A 20,317-nucleotide genomic window follows, 5' to 3' on the forward strand; every position below is an offset into this window, starting at 1 on the left:
TGGATAAAAACAGCCGAATCATCGGGTATTACCGAATTTGAGAAATGTGCATCTACATATCGAAATTGGTCAAAAGAGATATTGAATGCGTTTAAATATGGGCTCACAAATGGACCAACAGAAGGATTTAATAACAAAATAAAGGTGCTTAAACGTAACTCATTTGGAATCAAAAATTTCAGAAGGTTCCGAACCAGAATTTTACATTGTACTAGATAATTTTAAAGAGACTGACACGGAGGTTTATTTCGTGTACCCAAAAACAGATAATTATAAGTAGAATATCAAAAAGGCTCTAATACCAGTTGTAAAGTGGGTTCCAAGGGAACCCACCCCAAAACTTGACAAAGAGCCCCTTTTTTATCATTTATTTGAATAAGTGTATGGTGCCTTCATCATTCATTTTCTTTAAGATAGTTACAATAATCGGAAACATAAATAATCCTATTATTCCAAGCAGCTGGACTCCTACGAACATACAGATTAATGTTACTACCGGATGGAGGCCAATTTGCTGTCCCACTACTCTTGGTTCTAAAGCCTGCCTTACTGCGGTTATAATCAGATACATGATTAACATTCCCACACCGATTTTGGTATTTCCCAGTACGAACCCTATAATTGACCATGGTATTAAGATGGCTCCGGTTCCTAATATAGGCATTATATCTACAATCGCAACAACAACACCTAGTAAGATTGCATTAGGTATACTTAAAATAGAAAATCCTAAGGATAATTCCACAAAAGTTATTGTTATTAGAGTAGCATATGCTTTAATAAATTTAATTAATGTTCCTACAATATTTTCCTTTATCCGAACTACCATGTTACGCTTTTCATCAGATAACTGTCTTAATACAAAGTCAACAATCTTGTGAAAGTCAATAGTAAAGAAGAATGAAGATACAATTGTAAAAATTAAGTTAATAATCATGGAGGGAATTTGAGTTGCTACTTTGGTAACTGCTCCAATTACCGATTCCGACGTGGACTTTATGTAGCCAAAAATGGCATCATTAATGGTATCCAATCGTTCTTCTAAGAATGGTTCTATATTAGGGAACCTGGTTAGAAGATCATTATTGACTGAATTTAATGCCGGTTCTAATTTTTCCGCATATAATCCAGGCAGTTTAGAAAATAGTTCAATAATAAAGGATACTACTTTTGCTCCAACCATTATTGCCAGTAATACAATAATGCTATAAAAAACAAGCAGAATGAATATGGAAACAAAGGAACGTTGTATATGTGTTTTCTTTGATATTGAATCAATGGATTTGCGTAAAATTGCCGCAACCAGCATACCAATAACAAAAGGCATTAAAAGAGGCAGTAAATATTTAAAGCCTATAAAGATAATCCCCAGTGTCACTGCTATGAAAAGAAAATGTATCAGAAACGCTTTTTGTTTTTCTAAATTCATTCTGTGCTCCTCCTTTGTTAACGAAGACCTCTTAAAAATAATTCAAATTTCTTCAGTTCATCCTTTTTACCAACAACTACTACTTTATCGTCTTCTCTAAGAACATAATCCGGAGTGATTTCAGTAATGGTATCTCCTTCTCGTTCAATAGCAATAATATTTAGTTTATATTTTTGACGTAAATTTGCCTCTAATACAGTTTGGCCTGCTATTTTATTAGTTAATTTTACTTCTGATATATTGATATCACCTTTTAACTCAATTGAATCCACCGTACTGGATGATATCAGTCTGTTAGCAAGACGAATTGCCATATCATTTTCAGGATAAATGACCTCAGCACCGATTTTCTCTAAAATCAAACCTTGCTCATAGCTAAAAGCTTTTGCTATTACTCTTGGCACTCCCATACTAATAACATTTAGAGTGGTTAAAATACTAACGTCAACCTTCTCACCAATACATACTATGACAGTACCACAGTTTTGTATTCCAGCATCCTCTAAACTTTCTTTATCCAATGGGCCTACTACAAAGGCATTCTCTGTAATATTTCTTATTTGTTTAATTTTACTTTCATTATTGTCAATTACCAGTACTTCTTTTCCTGCATCTGCTAAAGTTTTTGCAAGTGCAAATCCAAATCTTCCAAGACCGATAATACCAAATTCTATAATTGCTTTATGCTGTAACATTGCATATCCTCCTTAAGGTCTTTATTTCTGCTGCTAAAATAAATATTTGCAGCCTGCTTATAAAAGCTATAGGTTTATCCGATTGTTATACTTTCTTCTGAATAAGTTACACTTGACAATGGTTTAAAGATCCATATAGTTGCTATGGTTAAAGGTCCTAAGCGCCCAATAAACATGGTAAATATAATGATCAGTTTACTTATTACACTTAAATCAGGTGTAATTCCCGTTGACAGACCAACGGTACCAAATGCAGATACCACTTCAAAAAGTATTTGAATAAATGTATACTGCGGCTCCAGAATACTGATAATAAAGGAATCAATACATACTAAAACAACAGATAAAAAAGTAAGTATAAATGCTCTATAAATAATCTCATTTGGCATCTTTCTCTTAAAAGCGGTACAATGTTTATTAGTTGCCACACTTATTGTACTCCTTATTAACGCAAAAAATGTAGTTGTTTTGATACCGCCACCGGTTGATGCCGGAGATGCACCGATGAACATTAATATAATTAAGGCAAATAAGCCAGCATTTGTAAAATCACCAACCGGGTAGGTACTAAAACCGGCTGTTCTTGCAGAGGTACTAAAGAAAAATGCACCTAGCCAGGTAATATCTTCTGTTAGCTTCATTGTTAAAGTACCAATAATTAACAATGCTGCTGTCATGGTAATTACAACTTTTGAATGTAACGTAAATTTCTTGAAATTTCTCTTATGTATGATCTCTTTAATTACAAAAAAACCTAATCCGCCAAAAATAATTAAACCACATGTAGTTAGGTTTAATAAGACGTTGTTTTGATATGGTATTAAGTTACGTAAACCTCCCAAAATATCAAAACCAGAGTTATTAAAAGCAGCTACAGAATGGAATAAACTGATTCCCAAAGCTTTTAGAGGCGGATAATCCTTGGAAAATACAATAAAGCTTAGGATTGTTCCGATTGTCTCAAAAAATAAGGTAACATAAAGTATGGATTTAACCAGCTTTACTATACCTTTCATGGAATCCAGATTGTAAGCTTCCTTAACCAGTATACGATCTTTAAAGCTTACTTTTTTTCCGGCAAGTATAATTATGCCGACTCCCACTGAAGTAACACCTAAACCGCCGATTTGAATCAACATTCCTAAAACTGTTTGTCCAAATACGTTAAAGTGATCTGCCGTATCAATAGCAATTAACCCCGTAACACAAACTGCACTTGTTGAGGTAAATAATGCATCAATAAATGCCACTTCTGCTCCTTCATTCTGTGAGATAGGGAGGTATAATATTAAGGCTCCCAATAATATCACCGTCATAAATCCAATAGTAATAAATCTTCCCGGACTCATTTTCTTAAAAACAGCCATATTTCCTTCTTTCTGCAATGTACAATATTGCTTACTATGAAATGTACTACTGCATAATAACACAATTAAATTATAATATCAATATGGTAAAATGTTAAATTTATCTCTAGAAAATATTGATGATAATTTCCTAATAAACTTAAAGAAAATGGCCATTAATTTGGTAATGGCCATTTTGTAAAAAACAATTTAAGCGGTATTATGAAAGCTCAAATGCACCGGTATAAAGTTGATGATATTTTCCTTTTTTCTCAATAAGTTCTTTATGGCTTCCTCTTTCAATTACTCTTCCTTGTTCTAATACCATGATCACATCAGAATTTTTAACCGTAGATAATCTGTGGGCAATAACGAATACCGTTCTTCCCTCCATCAGCTTATCCATACCTTCCTGTACGATTTTTTCTGTTCTTGTATCAATACTGGAGGTAGCTTCATCCAATATTAGAACCGGCGGATCTGCTATGGCCGCTCTGGCAATGGCAAGGAGCTGTCTTTGTCCCTGTGACAGGTTCCCCCCGTCACCAGTGATCATAGTTTGATAGCCCTCAGGCAAATGCCTTATAAACATATCTGCATTGGCTAATTTAGCTGCTGCAACCACTTCTTCCTCAGTTGCATCAAGTTTACCGTACCGTATATTATCTGCAACGGTTCCGGTAAACAGGTGTGTATCCTGCAATACGATACCAAGGGATTTTCTTAAATCTGCTTTTTTAATTTTATTTATATTGATATCATCATACTTAATTTTACCGTCCTGAATATCATAAAAACGGTTTATTAAGTTAGTTATGGTTGTTTTACCGGCTCCGGTGGCACCAACAAAGGCAATCTTCTGCCCTTGTTTTGCATATAAAGAAATATTGTGTAACACTGTTTTTTCTTCTGAATATCCAAAATCTACATTATCAAAAACTACTTCTCCAAGCATTTGCTTATAGGATACCCTTCCATCATTATGAGGATGCTTCCATGCCCATACTCCCGTACGTTCCGGCACTTCTTTAATCTCACCGTTGTCCTGTATTTTCGCATTTACTAACTTTACATATCCGTCGTCTGTTTCCGGTTCTTCATCCATCAGAATAAAGATTCGTTCAGCACCTGCTAAAGCCATAATAACCGCATTAATCTGATTGGAGATTTGTCCAACCGTACCGTTTAAGTTTCGTGACAATTGTAAAAAGGCTGCAATTCCTCCAAGGGTAAAACCACTTACATCATTAATGGCCAACAGTGAACCAACCACAGCCACCAGCACGAAATTCAAATAACCGATATTACCTAATATAGGCATTAAGGAATTGGCAAATTTATTTGCATGGTACGCACTCTGTCTAAGATTATTATTTAACTGTACAAATCTCTCCTTGGATTCTTCTTCATAATTAAATACTTTAACTACTTTTTGCCCCTCCATCATTTCTTCAATATATCCATTGAGAATACCCAGGTTCTTTTGCTGTTCCATAAAATGTTTCCCGCTTTTTCCTGCTACTTTTTTAGTAACCATTGTCATTAAAATAATCATTAGAATTTCTACAATAGTTAAAGGTATATTCATTACAATCATGGAAACAAATACACTGATTATAGTAATAATAGAAGCAAGCAGCTGAGGCAGACTCTGGCTGATCATCTCCCTTAAGGTATCTGTATCATTGGTATATAAACTCATGATATTGCCATGTGCATGGGTATCAAAGAACTTAATAGGCAGTGTCTGCATATGGGTGAACATATCATCTCTTATTTTCTTTAAAGTACCCTGGGATACTTTCATCATCATTCTGTTGTATATATAGGTAAATAGCACACCGCTGTAATAGATAAATGCAAGAGTCAGTATACCTTTTAGTAATGGTACAAAGCTGGTTTCTGTTTTATTTAGTAATGGAGTAATATAGTCATCAAATAATACTCTAAGAAATAAAATACCGCTTAAATTAGCAAGAGAACTTAATACAATTGCTATAACTACAAAGAATAAATAAAACTTGTATTCTTTTAATATAATATTTAGCAGTCGTTTGGTGGTTATTAGAGGGTTGGTTTTTGCAATTTTCATTTCCCCTGCTTTATCTGAAATAGCTGCTTTCCTATTCTTCATCCGTGTCAGCCCCCTTTACCTGCGATTCAAATACTTCTTTATAAATATCGTTGTTCTTTAATAATTCTTCGTGGGTTCCAAAACCATGGACTCTGCCGTCATCCAGTACTATAATCTTATCTGCCTCCTGAACAGATGAAATACGCTGAGCAATTATAATCTTGGTTGTATTCGGAATGGACTCTTTTAATGCTTTTTGTATTAAAGCATCTGTTTTTGTATCTACTGCACTGGTGGAATCATCCATAATTAAAATCTTGGGTTTCTTAAGTAAAGCTCTGGCAATGGTAAGTCTTTGTTTCTGTCCTCCGGATACATTGGTACCACCCTGCTCAATATAGGTGTCGTATTTTTGCGGAAATGTATCAATGAACTCACTGGCCTGTGCTAATTTACAGGCTTCTATAATTTCTTCCTCAGAAGCATATTTATTTCCCCATCTTAGATTCTCTTTGATAGTACCGGAGAATAGGACATTTTTTTGAAGCACCATAGAAACCTGATCCCTTAATGTTTTAAGGTCATAGTCTCTTACGTCCACACCGCCAATCTTTACAGAACCCCCTGTTACATCGTAAAGTCTTGGTATCAATTGCACCAAGGTAGTTTTCGCACTACCGGTACCGCCGATAATTCCAATGGTTTCTCCTGAACGGATAGTTAAATTAACATTTTCTAAGTTTAAATTATCTTCCTTGCCTGCATAACTAAAATTCACATGTTCAAAAACAATGGAACCATCTTTTACTTCATATACCGGATTTTCTCTATTGGTTAAATCACTTTTCTCAACCAATACTTCCCCGATTCTTTCCATAGCGGGTCTGGCTATAATCATCATAACAAATATCATGGACAGCATCATTAAGCTATTTAGAATTATAGAAGAATAAGTAAATAAAGTCATAAGTTGACCGGTAGTCATGGTATCTGATACAATTTGCTTTGCACCCAGCCAGGACAGAAGAAGAACGGTGGTATACATAGCAAATTGCATAACCGGTGCATTCAGTATTACGTAATTTAATGCCTTTAAAAAGTATTGGTATATAACTTCAGATGCTTTTTTAAATTTCTTTACTTCATGCTCTTCTCTTACATAGGCTTTTACAAAACGAATGCCTGTTAAGTTTTCCTGTACACTGGCATTTAAAATATCATATTTTTCAAAAACCTTTACAAAATTGGGGTGAGCATGCATGATTATTGAATATAATGCAAAACCAAGAAAAGCAATGGTACCCAAGAATATAAGAGCCGCTTGACGGCTTATATAAAAACTCATAATCATAGCTGCAACTAACATGATAGGCGCTCTCACCGCTACCCGGATTATCATTTGGAAGGCATTCTGAACATTGGTAACATCAGTGGTTAATCTTGTTATTAAACCTGATGTAGAGTATTTGTCCATATTGGCAAATGAAAATTCCTGAATGTTATAATAGATGCCTTTTCTTAGATTTCCCGCAAAACCGGAGGAAGCCCTTGCTGCATACCTGCCGGACAGTACACCAAAAATTAAAGCCAACATAGAGACTCCTACCATAATAAGCCCGCTTTTATAGACATACTCCATGTCCCCCATTCCTACACCAATATCAATCATATTCGCCATTAAGTAGGGGATGATAATATCTGCAATTACTTCTAGAATAATAAATACTGGCGATAATATGGCAGCTTTTTTATATTCTCCTACATATCCTGCTATTTTTTTTATCATGTAACTATCTCCTTTAAATTACTCACTAATTTCTTAACTAAATGAATCATCTACGGTTTTTGCTAATTTATCCAGTAATTCCATCAGAATACTCTCTTCCTCCTTGGTTAACCCACTGGATAATAAGTTTTCCATATCAATTAATTCCTTATGAACTGCATCATAAAGTTCATTGCCTTTATCCATAAGAAGGATTTTTTTGCACCGGCCATCTTCCTCCGCACTGATACGTTTTAGAATTCCTCGGCTTTCCATTAAGTTTAGTACACTTGTTACAGACGAGCCCCTTATATTAAATCTTTCCTCAATATCTTTTTGAAAGATATCACCTTTGGGAGATTCCCTATATACAAAACTTATGATTCTTCCCTGAATGATCGATAAACCATATTGGGAAAAGTTCTTTCCTAATACTCTGTCAATTTTACGTGACAAATGAATAATTTTTTGCCCAATATATTCTTGTTTCAATTCCCGACCTCACTTTTTCAATAAAATTAATTAGACTTCTAACTAATTATAGATATGAAGAATATAAAAGTCAATATGAATGCTGGTATGATTTTTTGTTTTTTTCATATGATTTTATAGGTATTATGAATGTAAATAAATTACTATCCGATTTTAATAGAAGTATATTTATATACTATTTTTTTGATTTGAGGAATTTCCTAATAATTAAAAAAGAGACTGTAAAAACAATTAACAGCCTCTTCCTTATGTTATAAAAGAATTATTCACCCATATTTTCATTCTGGGCAGTCAAAACACTTTGTGCCAGTAGCATTGCACCATATTTCAGAGCATCATCGTCTGTAGCAAAGTCAGCATAATGCCAGGGAGCACTGCCCCCTTCTTTTCCTACTCCAAGCCAATAAAAAAAAGTAGGAACATATTCAGAATAAACTGCAAAATCTTCAGAACCAAGACAAGGTTTTGTACTTACTACTGCTGTTTCTCCCATAGCTTGTACTGCTGCTTTGTAAGCTAACTGGTACATAGCTTCAGAATTACTCAAAAGGGGAACCCCGCCGGATTCATAAGTAACTTTAGCTTTACAGTTGTAAGCACTTGCGGTATTCGTAACAATCTCTTCCAATCTTTTCTTAGCCAATTCATGTCCTTTCTTAGATAAGGCACGAATGGATCCGGTCATATGAAGCTGGTCAACTATCAGATTCTCCGGAGTTCCTCCATGTATGGAACAAATAGATACTACTGCTGAATCCAAAGGGTCCATATTACGGCTTACAATAGTTTGAAGGGCACTAATGATACCTGCACCGCATACAATTGGGTCAATGGTTTGATGAGGCATACCCCCATGACCACCTTTTCCGGTTATTTGGACTGAAAAGTTATCCTTGGCTGCCATAAGGCTTCCCTTCTTCACCGCAACTTTTCCCGTTACAATCTCAGGACGGTTATGAAGTCCAAATAAATAATCCATTTTTACTTTTTCAAATAAACCATGTTCTATTAATGCAGCCGCTCCGGAGGTAGTTTCCTCTCCAGGCTGGAATATGAATACCACATCCCCGGTAAGTTCCTCCTTATTGTCTGTTAATAATTTGGCGGCACCCAGTAAAGAAGTTGTGTGGAAGTCGTGTCCGCAGGCATGCATAAGTCCTTTAATCAAAGACTTTGCCTCAACTTCAGCTGTTTCCACACATTTTATTCCATCAATATCCGCCCGTAGTCCTACAACCAATCCTTTTTTACCAGTTTTTAAAATTCCTACCACACCTGTATCCATTCCCAGGTCAATTACTTCAATTCCCAGTGCAATAAGTTTTTCTTTTATGAATTTGGTTGTTTCGTACTCCTCCATGGAAGTCTCAGGATGCTGATGCAAATAGGTCTTTATCTGCTTTAATTCCTTTTCTTCCGATTCTGTAATATATAACATGATATCCTCCAAAAATATAAGATTTCATTATCTCCTTTTTAATTCCCTGTAGAAACGCTCTGTAACCGGCAGTCCTATACCATACTTTTTACCTTCCTCCAATAAATAACCGCTAAAGGTATCCAGTTCGTTTAGCCTGCCTGCATCCATATCTCTTCTAAGGGAGCTGGTTGCATCTTCTGTCTGTATATATAGCAAATGTCTCAATTGTTCTTCTTCCATATTATCGGGGATAGAAACACCTTTTGTCCTGCCCACCAGACAAGCCTCGGCTAATAATTCCTTATATTCTTCCACTTTTTTCGGATCATTTCTTAATTCGCCGGTGGTAGCACTGTAATATGCAGTCAGCACATTATATGCACAGTTAAGGACATATTTCTTCCATATGACAGCCTGGATATCCTCTTCCATTACACACTCTACTCCTGCCCCTTGTATTATCGCATGTACATCTTTAATTGCTTTTTGTTCTTCTATATCCGGTGTATTAAGGCCAATATGAACGGAAGCATACTTGCCTTTTTGGGTAATGGTATAGTCCTCATTACTTCCAGAGACAATATATATCAAAGCATCTAACACAATACCTTTTCCCAAATATTTTCTAACCCTTTCCCCAGGATTAGTGCCGTTCATAATGGGTATAATAACGGTTTTTTCTCCAACCATAGGTGCAATCTGGTTGCAAACTTGTTCTAAGGAGTAATTCTTCACACTGATAATAATATAATCCATAATGCCAAAATCTTCTGCCTTATCAGATATTTTCTCCGGTCTCACCGTAAAATTTCCAATGTATTCACTTTCAATAGAAATCCCTTTTTTAAGGAGTGCATCTTTTCTGTCACCTCTGGCATAAAACATAACATGGGGATATTGTCTTGCTAAAGTTCCGCCAAGAAAGCCACCTACACCCCCAAGACCCACAATACATATCTTTTTATCTTTTATTAATGTATAGTTCTCTTTTATAATTCCATCTGTATTTATTTCTCCGGACATACTTTCTCTACCTCCCTTTTTCTGCTCCATATCTTTAGCTCACAGCTTAAATATTTTATTTGTTTTTATTTAATGTTTTTAAAACTTTACATATGGAATCAATTTCTTCATCGGATAAATTAGAAATATCATCCAGCCTATTTTTAATTGATGTAATAGTTTCTTCTTTAAAATCCTTCTTTTCAAGCTTTAAGAAGTAACTGGTTATGGTACTGGTGATAGAACCAATTAAACCAATACCAAAAATCATCAAAACTGCTGCGATCAGTCTTCCTAAATTAGTGCCTGGTGATAAATCACCATATCCCACTGTGGTTGCAGTTACGAATGCCCACCATAATGAATCCGCAATGGACATATGCTCTGTATACATAATTCCTACCGCTCCAAACAGAATAGCCAATACTGTAAAAAAAAGCATAGTCTTTAATCCATTGGTGTTTAGGAATATTTTAACCTTTCGAAATGCTTTTCTGGGAAATGCCCCAATTATGCTTAGCTTAAACAGTTTTGTCAGTCTGGTAATCCGAAGGATTCTTAATGTAGAGCTATACGGAAAGATTGCAATTAAGTTAAATATATTTTCAATAAAAAATACTTTTTTATCTTTAGCTAATATAAATCTTACAAAGTAATCTGCCGTCAAAATAATTAAGATACCCTGGTCTAACCACTTTTGCCACAAGGTTAAGCCCATATTAATATCAATTACTGCTAAAACGGTACCCATTAACGCCAGAACACAAATGCAATATTCATATATGAGTATATTTCTTTTTTTCTTTTTCTTCTTATTTCTTTCTTTAATAACCTCATCCTTATTCTTAGATGCTGTATTCATTGTTATTACATCCCCAATTCAACATAATAGATGAAAGGTTGATGCTATCTGCATCAACCTATGTTTGTATTATACAGCCAATTTTTTGCTTGTCAAGAAAAGCATTACTGTCCTAAAAAACTAATTTATATTGCTTTTTAATGGAAGCCATTTTAGTACATCCTGTATCTTTTCATCCCAGTATTTCCACTGATGATCTCCAGCCGATTCTTCATAGGTCAAATCAAAGCCTAAGTTCTCTAAATGTTCTTTCATGGCACGATTACCATTATATAAGAAGTCCTCCGTGCCGCACCACATATATAGTTTGGGAAGTGGTTTACCGGACTCTTTTAATTTAGTTGCTAAAGTAAATAAATCATTATCACTGCCTATTACCTTATCCAAAGGTCCAAATACATTTTCAAAGAAGTCTTTATTGGAAGTATCTATATTCGCTAAATCACTGCTATCTAAAGCACCGGATAGGGAAGCCGCCCCAAAAAAACGGTCAGAACATCCCAGTGCCAGCTTGAAAGCACCATAGCCGCCCATGGAAAGACCGGCTACAAAATTATCTTCTCTCTTTTCTGACATTCCTGGAAAGAATTCATGACAAATGGCTGGAAGCTCCTGAGAGATAAAAGTCCAATACTTATGACCATGATACATATCTGTATACCATCCCAGATGTGTAGTCGGCATTACTACTGCTATACCCATGTTATCTACGTAACGTTCAATAGAAGACCTTCTTATCCATGATGTATTGTTGCCTCCCATACCGTGTAGAAGATAAAGGGTTGGATACTTATCATTTCCACTTTTTACATTAGTATCCATATATTTATCAACCTTTTGTGGTAAAATAACATCCATCTGCATACACATTCCAATTACATTAGAGTAGAAATCAACCTGTAATAAAGCCATATCCATACCTCACTATTCTTTTTATTTTTATTTACTTTCTTTATTATACAATAATTACTCTCTTATCACTTCAATAAGGATTCACATAATGATAATACACTCATATGGACTTCCTTTGTTTATTTTATTCTAAATAAATCAAAAATGCAATGAAATACAATTTTTAAATTAACACTTCCACTATATACCGACAACCTTAAACTGACATTAAAAAAAGGAGTCTTATGACTCCTGATTTCAATAACTATTCCCTACCCTTTTTCTTACCTGGCCTCATTCTCTAATAACATGTCCAATACTTTTTCTTTTACCTGGTCCATTTCTATATCCAAGCAGACTGATAATTCCGAATACAATAACTTTTCAGCCTGTTCCAGATATTTTTTATCTGTAATGGATATGTTTTTTCCTGCTTTACTTTTTTCATTTTTCTCTAACAGTAATGTAAGAATAATTTCTGCTATTTCAAAAGGATCTCCCTCTTTTAAGATTTTAGTATATGCTTTTTCCCTCTGTTTTCTGTCGGTTATCAAGTTCACGTTACCATTCATGATTACATTAAATATATTTTCCGCTTCCTCCAAAGGCATGATTTCCCTCATCTTAACCTTTTTGTTATTAATAGGAGTCATGATTCTGGTCTTGTCTTCATTTATAGGACGCATTATATAGAACAATTTTGTTTCATTCTCTATGGTTTTTTCCACAATATCATCTATGAAACATGCTCCATAATTAGAGTACATAATGTAGTCACCTTGTCTAAACATTCTTTCACCTCCAAAACGTCAACCAAGTTGACAATATAATCATAACATATTTTTAATCTTTCGTCAACCCAGTTGACATTACCCCCTATTCCGTGTATATTAGTGCAGAGGTGATTTGTATATGGAAAATGAAAGATATGACTATGGTTTATTAGACAATATAAGTGATAAATATCTTCAGCTAAGAAAGGCCATCGAAGAGATGTGGAATAGTGCTTATAATATTGCCATTACCAATTCAGAATGGCAAATTTTATCGCTGATATATGGAAAAAAGCCTGCCATTGCGGAAATAACCAAAAAGGTTGATATAAGCAGGCAGGCCACACATAAAAATATTAAGTTGTTACATTCAAAAGGACTCATTGCCATTCATAATGTTGAAAATAACAATAAAAAAAAATATCTGGAATTAACCCCTTTTGGTGAAGCATGTTATATGGATAGTAAATTAATGAAAGAATCCATTGAAAAGGAGATTATTACTAAAATCGGACCTGAAAATGCAGAGATTTTAAAAAATATACTTCAAATGGATTGGAATTAAGTGGGCTGTAATTCGTTGATTTTTTCTTTATCTCCCTCTAGTTCGTCGGTTAAAGACAAGTTATCAATATAGATTTCTTTTGCCAGTCGGCATGCCTTTATGGCATCTTCCAAAGTATCCGCAGATATTAAGAAACCGCTATTATGGCAGAAATGTAAAGTTCCTATGCCACTGATATCCTTTAGTTCCTCATCCCTTTTCCCCCTCCAGCTCTCTGGAAAGGATATCTTTAATTCATTGGTATCCCGGTCAATAGGAACTCCCTGCCCGGTATACCCTCCTCTATCAGAAGGTGCTATGACAAATTCCATATCCGTTCCAATAATAAATCTTTTCCAAGGTACTCCTACTGAAAGTACTGCTATTTTATCCTCTGCATGTTCCAAAGCTTCATTTACAACCACTTCTGCTCTTTCCACACTCTCTATCCGCAAGAACTTCTTCTCTATAATGGTCTTTGCAAAGTTAACAGCTTCCTTAAAACATGTATCAGGATCTTCTTTCGAATCCCAAACCGGATTAAATAAAGATATTACTTCGGATATTTCATTCCTGCTGCCTGTGTTATCGGATAAATCCAAGTGTTGGACAAAAGATTCGTCAAACTTTTCAGCTTCTTCTTCCTTTAAAATTAATGTACCGAATTTTTTCCACAGTAATCCAAAAGCTGCATATGGATTTCCGTTTTCTCGAACCGGGGCTCCTTGCTGATGGTGGTCAAATTCCCCGCCTCCAATGTCAAAGATAATACCCTCATACTCTTCCGGCACTTCAAAACCACGTTCTATTGTTATATTGGGATTTAAATACGTTAACAACGCAGCGCAAAAAACATCGTCTGCATGAAATTTGCCGCTATGGGTAAAGGCCTTATCCGGCACTTTTTGTGATATTTCCATTCTACTATGTCCTTTCATTATCTGAAATCTTAAAAAGTGGTAAAACTTTAATATTAATATTAAAATTTTTATTGAATTATTGTTTACAAAGTGTTATAATCTTATTCGGTTCACTAATTGCTGACAATATTAGGCCGAACATATAATATCATAACATAACCAATCAAGTTATGAAATTAATATAAGCAGTCGTGGCGGAATTGGCATACGCGCTAGACTAAGGATCTAGTCCATATTGCTTGGGTACGGGTTCAAGTCCCGTCGACTGCATTTACTAATTGAAACATGTATATTGGGACTTGAACTGTTCAACTGTCCCGTCAACTGCATTATACAATAAAGTGGGAAACCTTTTACAATAGGGGTTTCCCATTTTTTATTGTTATATATGGGAGTAAAAGAAAACAATCAACAAAACCTTATTTATCTTAAACAAACTTGTGCTTGAGTATTTAATATAACAATACTATAATTAGTAAGAAAAGGAAAAAGCAATAGATTCTTAATTCATTATGAGAGGTGTACTTATGATAAATAAATTAACGAAGAAAATAATTATTGGGTTAATCAGTATCGTATTACTTGGATGTAGTTTACATCCCGTAGCAGTAACAGCTGCTACATCAGGGAAAGATTTGACATGGACAAAGGTAACAAAAGAATCCGAAAGCAGTAATTTATATGATATTGCCTATAACAAAGACAACGTTTATATTACTGTAGGAGATGATGGGGCTGTCATCAGATCAACCAATGGAAGAAACTGGTCCAACATACGTTTGCAGACAGTAGATAATTTAAAAGCCATAACAACCAATGGAAAAGATTTTGTAGCAGTAGGCAGCAATGGAGCTATTATAAAATCAAAAGATGGTATAACATGGACAAAGGGCAGCATTAGTTTTAGTAAGGAGCTTACCTATGAAAAAATTACAGGTAAAATGAGAAGTTATATAGAGAAGGATTACAAAGTTAATTGGGGTGCTCTTCCAAAACAATCACAAATCGAATTAAGAGATGTGCTTTGGGATGGTAAGCAATATGTGGCCATTGGTCATTGGGAAGTGCAGACTGGAAACTTAAAGCAAGGCAGTTATTCTACAAATGCACAGGTACGCTTATATAGCGATTTTATCATAACTTCAAAAGATGGGAGAACCTGGGAAGCTAAATATATCGATATTCCAGACATAGAAAAAATCATTTATACAGGAGCAAAATACGTAACCACCTCTGGAGAAAAAATCGCCTTTTCACAAGATTTAAAAAAGTGGAAAGTTACAGCACCAGACGTAAGAGGTGATATTTCAGATATTATTTTTGAGAATGGAAAATATATGATAATCGGCTGGGATGGAAGCCTGAATTCTATAGCTGGAACTATCCATACTTCAACAAACGGGATTGATTGGAAAGAAGTCATTAATAAGGAGAACATAGGCTCTCTCACTCATACCATAGATGATACTTATAAGAAATATGGAAAAGCAAATGGATTTTCAAATCTAAGTATGAAAAGTGTATTATGGGATGGCAGCCAATATGTAATAGCCGGATATAAAGGTATGGTATTAACCTCAAAAAGCGGGACAAATTGGAAGAAGCTAAATCAATTGTGGGATGTTACAGTAGTGCCTCTTGGATATAGTGATAGTACAGCAGCAAAAGCAAACATCCAAAAAATAATTTTTGATGGCAAACAATATATTCAGGTCGGTAATAATGGAACCATACTTGTATCTGAAAATTTAGAGAAGGGCATTGTTGCCCGTGCCCGTCCCTCAGTGGACTATGATAATATTGTTTACGACGGGAAAAACAGATACATTGCTTCCGGAAACGAAGGAGGACTATGGGAATCCAGCAATGGATATAACTGGAGCAAGGTATCTCTGGGAAGTGGTGACGAAGAACTATCCTGGGAAGGCGTTGCAGCTTATAACGGTACTATAATAGCTGTCTGCCGTGAAAAGACTGGATTGGTAGGTTACGGAGATTGCTTTTATTATTATTCAGATAAACCCGGTAGTTGGTCAAAAATGAGCTTTCCAGATAATTTTATGTACACATATGGAGCGAAATACCTGCAAGGTAAATTTCATCTATTTACCAGAAATGGCCTGATTACTTCAAAAGACGGGAAAATTGGAGCGGATACACTTTAAAGAACACTATGCTAAAAGATATTATTTATAACAACAAAATATATGTTGGACGAAAAGCAATAAATGATAGAGATATCAGTGCTGATACATTATATACTTCCACTGACTATAAAAAATGGTCTCGAGTATGGGTTGAAAAAGACGGTAAGAAATATTATCTGTCAGCAGCAAATGTTGTATGGAATGGTAAGCAATTTGTGACCATTGGAGGGAAACTCCATAAAAATAGTATATTTAGTGATGAAACGGTGGTTGCCTTATCAAGTGATGGTATCAAGTGGGAAATTAAAGAGACCGAGGATGATTTCGAATATGGGATATATGGAAACAAAACCTATATTGCTTTTGATTATTTTGGGGATATCTATACTTCCACAAACGGGATTCATTATAATAAAAGTACCAAAGTGACCAGCCAGTCATTGAGGACTGCATTATGGGACGGAAAGAAATTTTTAGTTGCCGGTGAAATGGGAGTTATTCTATCCTCTACAAAAGATAAGAATGCAGTGCTGCCAAAACAAGATAAATGGCAGGGTGATAATTACCCTTATTCCATAGTATATTGATGTTATAATGCAATAAAACAATACTCACTAAGATTCTATAGTTTACTATGGAATCTAGTGAGTATTTGCATTTATATGGTATATTTAGGTGCATATGAAATGTCTTCAACGAAAATGCGAATCTATTCGCTGTTGCGTTATTAAAATTACTCTAGAATAACAGTAATATTGCTTATTTTACCCTCTCTTACCTTCTCTGCCAATTCCCCGGAAAGAGCATTATTATGAACTGCCTTTCCACAATCCTCCAGTAGGATTTTTACTGCCTTAACTCCATTTTTACCATAGGTATCTCTTCGTTTCTCATTCCTGTATTTTACTGTACATCCGGATAATAAGGTAAAGGAAGTTTCATTCTTCTCATCAAACATCCAGCCAGGTAATTTAGGCTCAAAATGTAACTTTAATTCTCCATTGTCATAAGTAAATATCCTTCCGCCCATAAACATTCGGATCCACATAGATATCATCTCTGTGGTAGAACCGCTAAGACGGGCTACAAAGCCCCTTCCATGCACCTTGGGATCCGGATTCTCGCTGGAAGCTAAGAAAGAGGAATTCTCCAATATACTTCTTCCATACACTTCCGGTGAAAGAAATGGAATTAATGTGGTTTGCATTTCTTTATAAAACTGTTCATATAATCCTGCTTTCATCATGGAGAGCAGGTATTTGTATTCCATATGTAAAAATATACTTTCTCTCTCCAGCCATCCCGGGGTAAAGGCACGTATTCTGCCGTTTTCCATGGATAACTGCTCAATAGGGACAGAGGTTTTATACATTTTTAACTTTCTATCATATAATTCACTGTTCTTAATATTGGAGCATAATCCGGCAGCCGTTTCTTCATCTTCTATAGTACTAAGCATTTTGGTGGGCCCTTCCAGAAAAGAGGGTAAGGGCTGTACCGTAAATTTCTTTACGATGGCTTTTGGCAGTCCATAGTGGCTGATAACCGGATTGCCTTCCTTGTCAACCACCTGATCAAAGTCTGAAACTTGATATGTAAAATAGGTTGGCACAATACCATTTCCATAATGGACTGCTTTCTTAATTCCATCCTCTATTTTTTCGGCAAAGTTACAGAAGATGCTGTATATCTCCCAGGTGTTTATTATACGATTTGTTCCACTTAATTCAAATCTTGTGTTCTCGCGATATTCTTCCCTAATTGCTGCAACTCTGTCCCAATAGGTAAAATCATCCCAATTTTCTTCCCTTGCAGATTTTAATGTCTCTGAAACCTTTATTAAGCAGTCACCTATTTCCATAGGAATTATAATTTCGCTGCTGCCTCTTACCACATTACAAATAAATTGAATCATACGCTTTAATTCAAAAGTTTCCGCCATTCCGCTTCCGAATAGTCCGGGAAGTCCATTCATGGCATCATTCCAACCCGGTTTGCCCCCTTCCATCTCAACTCCCATACCATATGGATCCAGAGTAGAAAACTTATTTAATGCCAATGAAATAAGTTTTACCATCAAAGATGTTTCTACGTATTCACCTGATTTGGTCTTTAACCAGTTGGAACCTTCCTTCTGAAAACCAGGTCTGTTTAATTTTTCTTCATCATGTACAAGAGCTCCATATTGCCTTACACCATTTTTACTGATAACATATTTCTCACTCCGTGGCAATACTCTTGCGGGGCTGTCATAGAAGCGGTAACTGATGTCCTGAAATAATAATTCCTGTTCTTTGTCGGGAAATATACTTAAATAGTTTTCTATCAAGTCCATATTATAATCCCAATGATCACTCCAGTATCCTTCCCCGAATCCTGCTTCCATGTTCTGGTTACAACATGCCAGAATCTCTGTTAATAATTCATCTTCACTGCCCTTAATAGCAATGTTGTACCGGGCAATACAATTAGCTATCTGTCCAGGAGTAAAATTCCTGTCAATTACTTTTTGCAGTTTTACACTTTCTCTTCCTGCCATCTCTTGTAATAGTTCCTTTACTTTCTCATTGCAATCTCTTTTAACTGTAAATGTGGAGGGTCTTACTTCCAGCGGATTGTAACCATCAATTTGTATCAATTGAAAGAAAGTCTTAATATTAAAGTCTCCTACATCTTTATTAAAGAATAAATCATTTCTGCGGTTCTGATTCACATCCCTGAAGTTTCCGTTACCTTGTGAATAATATTCACCGGCAATGGAAAAGAAGTTATAATCTCTTTCCGGATCTCCATGTTTACGACTAAAAAGATGCACTACCGATTTATTCTTATCTTTACCAAAGACAAACGGGTATCCTCCCCGTAGAAAGTTGTCCAGATAGCATTGTTCTATATATTGATCAAATACAGGATTGGAAGTATGGGTTTTCACATCTTTTGTTAAGTCATCCACTATCTCGTCAGCAAGATGTTCTATTCTGTCTTTGTATTCCTCTTTGCTGAACTCTTCTAATTTTTCGTTTACCTGTCCGGGAGAACCTGCATAACCAATAAAACTTGTTATCTCTTGTGTTTTAAGGGGCTGCAATTTCATTTTCAGTGGTGTAAAGCCACAGGGCACTTTGTTTACATAATATTGTGGCAGATTCATTAATTTATCTATATCATGCTCCATAAAACCTACTGGATTTACCAGTGACGTATCATAGCTAAATACTGTATCGGGATCATAAATTATAGGAATGACCTGCCCATTTATCACAGAAGCGTAGAAGTATCCTCCATGAATCTCAGTAACCTCCGCCGAATCATCACTGGAAGCACCCATAGTATAATAAGGTACATGATTTTCTGTATTTTTAACTTCCGTCCAGCTCTTTAGCAGATTGGACATTTCCTTAAAGGCTCCGTTATGTATGCCGTAAGGAATTATTTTAGGCATTCCATCCAGCAGTTCCATATCTTTTTCCTGCTTATCCCTATTCTTTATCTCAACTTTTCTTACTAAAGCCCCTATCCTTTCTTTTGGTAATATAAAATACTTTACAGTGATATGTAATCCTATATCTTTATTTATTTCTTCAATTTTAATACTATTTCTGCGTATATACAGATTACGTTCTATTTGCTTTCCCATTGTCCGAAATGGTTCGTAATACTTACCATCCAGCTTTATAAAGGTTCGAAATCCCTTTAAAGGTGTATTTTCATAGGCGGTATTAGCAGGATTAAATTCCATAATTGCATTATCTTTATTATGAATTCCAAAACTATTAATTCCTTGACCGCGGTTGGTGTAAAATACCCATAGAGGAATTCCCTTTACACCTGCCAGACCTGATAAAAAGCTGGAAAACGGCGGCAGCTTATCATAATTCTTTATAACATAGGTATTACTTTGCAAACTATAATTTTTCATATTTCCCCTCCATTTTGCAATACATTTACAGAAATGAT

17 protein-coding genes and 1 tRNA gene are annotated in these 20,317 nt (G+C 35.3%); 5 read left to right on the forward strand and 13 right to left on the reverse strand.

The genetic code is table 11. The annotated features are described in order from the left end of the window. Nucleotides 1-219: transposase (locus BM183_RS04810; RefSeq protein ID WP_139221480.1), on the forward strand; the 219-nt coding region annotated here is incomplete at its 5' end. A 148-nt stretch (nucleotides 220-367) separates the two neighbouring features. Here the strand turns inward: BM183_RS04810 and ytvI are convergent. The 11 genes from ytvI to BM183_RS04865 form a co-directional block, all read right to left on the reverse strand. Further along, nucleotides 368-1,429, reverse strand: coding sequence for a sporulation integral membrane protein YtvI (ytvI, locus tag BM183_RS04815; RefSeq protein ID WP_091684862.1), 1,062 nt, complete (start codon nucleotides 1,427-1,429; stop codon nucleotides 368-370). A gap of 17 nt (nucleotides 1,430-1,446) precedes the next feature. Then, the gene (locus BM183_RS04820; protein ID WP_091684864.1) at nucleotides 1,447-2,124 is read right to left on the reverse strand and encodes a potassium channel family protein; all 678 of its coding nucleotides are present in this window, start codon (nucleotides 2,122-2,124) and stop codon (nucleotides 1,447-1,449) included. A gap of 74 nt (nucleotides 2,125-2,198) precedes the next feature. Continuing rightward, nucleotides 2,199-3,491: a TrkH family potassium uptake protein gene (locus BM183_RS04825; protein ID WP_091684866.1), complete on the reverse strand. Its 1,293-nt coding sequence runs from the start codon at nucleotides 3,489-3,491 to the stop codon at nucleotides 2,199-2,201. 199 nt (nucleotides 3,492-3,690) lie between these two features. Next, nucleotides 3,691-5,604 carry an ABC transporter ATP-binding protein gene (locus BM183_RS04830; RefSeq protein WP_091684867.1) on the reverse strand — a complete coding sequence of 638 codons (1,914 nt, stop codon included), beginning with the start codon at nucleotides 5,602-5,604 and terminating at the stop codon, nucleotides 3,691-3,693. Further along, nucleotides 5,594-7,330: an ABC transporter ATP-binding protein gene (locus BM183_RS04835; protein WP_091684869.1), complete on the reverse strand. Its 1,737-nt coding sequence runs from the start codon at nucleotides 7,328-7,330 to the stop codon at nucleotides 5,594-5,596. The genes BM183_RS04830 and BM183_RS04835 overlap by 11 nt, the downstream gene beginning before the upstream one ends. 33 nt (nucleotides 7,331-7,363) lie before the next feature. Next, nucleotides 7,364-7,801: a MarR family winged helix-turn-helix transcriptional regulator gene (locus BM183_RS04840; RefSeq protein WP_091684871.1), complete on the reverse strand. Its 438-nt coding sequence runs from the start codon at nucleotides 7,799-7,801 to the stop codon at nucleotides 7,364-7,366. 262 nt (nucleotides 7,802-8,063) lie between these two features. Further along, nucleotides 8,064-9,239 (reverse strand): M20 metallopeptidase family protein, encoded by a 1,176-nt coding sequence (locus BM183_RS04845; protein ID WP_091684872.1) that lies wholly within the window; start codon nucleotides 9,237-9,239, stop codon nucleotides 8,064-8,066. Nucleotides 9,240-9,266: 27 nt separating this feature from the next. After that, nucleotides 9,267-10,274 carry a ketopantoate reductase family protein gene (locus BM183_RS04850; protein WP_091684874.1) on the reverse strand — a complete coding sequence of 336 codons (1,008 nt, stop codon included), beginning with the start codon at nucleotides 10,272-10,274 and terminating at the stop codon, nucleotides 9,267-9,269. Nucleotides 10,275-10,299: 25 nt separating this feature from the next. Then, nucleotides 10,300-11,085 (reverse strand): potassium channel family protein, encoded by a 786-nt coding sequence (locus BM183_RS04855; protein ID WP_091684877.1) that lies wholly within the window; start codon nucleotides 11,083-11,085, stop codon nucleotides 10,300-10,302. Nucleotides 11,086-11,205: 120 nt separating this feature from the next. Beyond that, a complete protein-coding gene (locus BM183_RS04860) occupies nucleotides 11,206-11,997 on the reverse strand; it encodes an alpha/beta hydrolase (protein ID WP_091684879.1) in 792 nt (263 codons plus the stop codon). 263 nt (nucleotides 11,998-12,260) lie between these two features. Further along, complete coding sequence (locus BM183_RS04865; protein WP_091684880.1) at nucleotides 12,261-12,767, reverse strand: CarD family transcriptional regulator; 507 nt, start codon at nucleotides 12,765-12,767, stop codon at nucleotides 12,261-12,263. A gap of 121 nt (nucleotides 12,768-12,888) precedes the next feature. On the opposite strand from BM183_RS04865, the gene BM183_RS04870 reads away from it, so the two are divergent. After that, the gene (locus BM183_RS04870) at nucleotides 12,889-13,314 is read left to right on the forward strand and encodes a MarR family winged helix-turn-helix transcriptional regulator (protein ID WP_091684882.1); all 426 of its coding nucleotides are present in this window, start codon (nucleotides 12,889-12,891) and stop codon (nucleotides 13,312-13,314) included. Here BM183_RS04870 and BM183_RS04875 read toward each other — a convergent pair. Beyond that, nucleotides 13,311-14,213 carry an MYG1 family protein gene (locus tag BM183_RS04875; RefSeq protein ID WP_091684883.1) on the reverse strand — a complete coding sequence of 301 codons (903 nt, stop codon included), beginning with the start codon at nucleotides 14,211-14,213 and terminating at the stop codon, nucleotides 13,311-13,313. The two genes, BM183_RS04870 and BM183_RS04875, sit on opposite strands and share 4 nt — an antisense overlap. 185 nt (nucleotides 14,214-14,398) lie before the next feature. Between BM183_RS04875 and BM183_RS04880 the strand changes: the two genes are divergently transcribed. The 3 genes from BM183_RS04880 (at nucleotide 14,399) to BM183_RS04890 (ending at nucleotide 16,947) form a co-directional block, all read left to right on the forward strand. Then, nucleotides 14,399-14,483, forward strand: a tRNA-Leu gene (locus BM183_RS04880). Between the two features lie 257 nt (nucleotides 14,484-14,740). Further along, nucleotides 14,741-16,378: a beta propeller repeat protein gene (locus BM183_RS04885; RefSeq protein ID WP_091684885.1), complete on the forward strand. Its 1,638-nt coding sequence runs from the start codon at nucleotides 14,741-14,743 to the stop codon at nucleotides 16,376-16,378. 8 nt (nucleotides 16,379-16,386) lie between these two features. Continuing rightward, entirely contained in the window at nucleotides 16,387-16,947 is a 561-nt protein-coding gene (locus tag BM183_RS04890; RefSeq protein ID WP_091684887.1) for a hypothetical protein, read from the forward strand. A gap of 146 nt (nucleotides 16,948-17,093) precedes the next feature. Here BM183_RS04890 and BM183_RS04895 read toward each other — a convergent pair whose 3' ends face one another. Further along, entirely contained in the window at nucleotides 17,094-20,279 is a 3,186-nt protein-coding gene (locus tag BM183_RS04895; protein ID WP_091684889.1) for a cellobiose phosphorylase, read from the reverse strand. Nucleotides 20,280-20,317: the final 38 nt, after the last annotated feature.

The organism is Anaerocolumna aminovalerica (assembly GCF_900115365.1).
Taxonomy (GTDB): domain Bacteria; phylum Bacillota; class Clostridia; order Lachnospirales; family Lachnospiraceae; genus Anaerocolumna; species Anaerocolumna aminovalerica.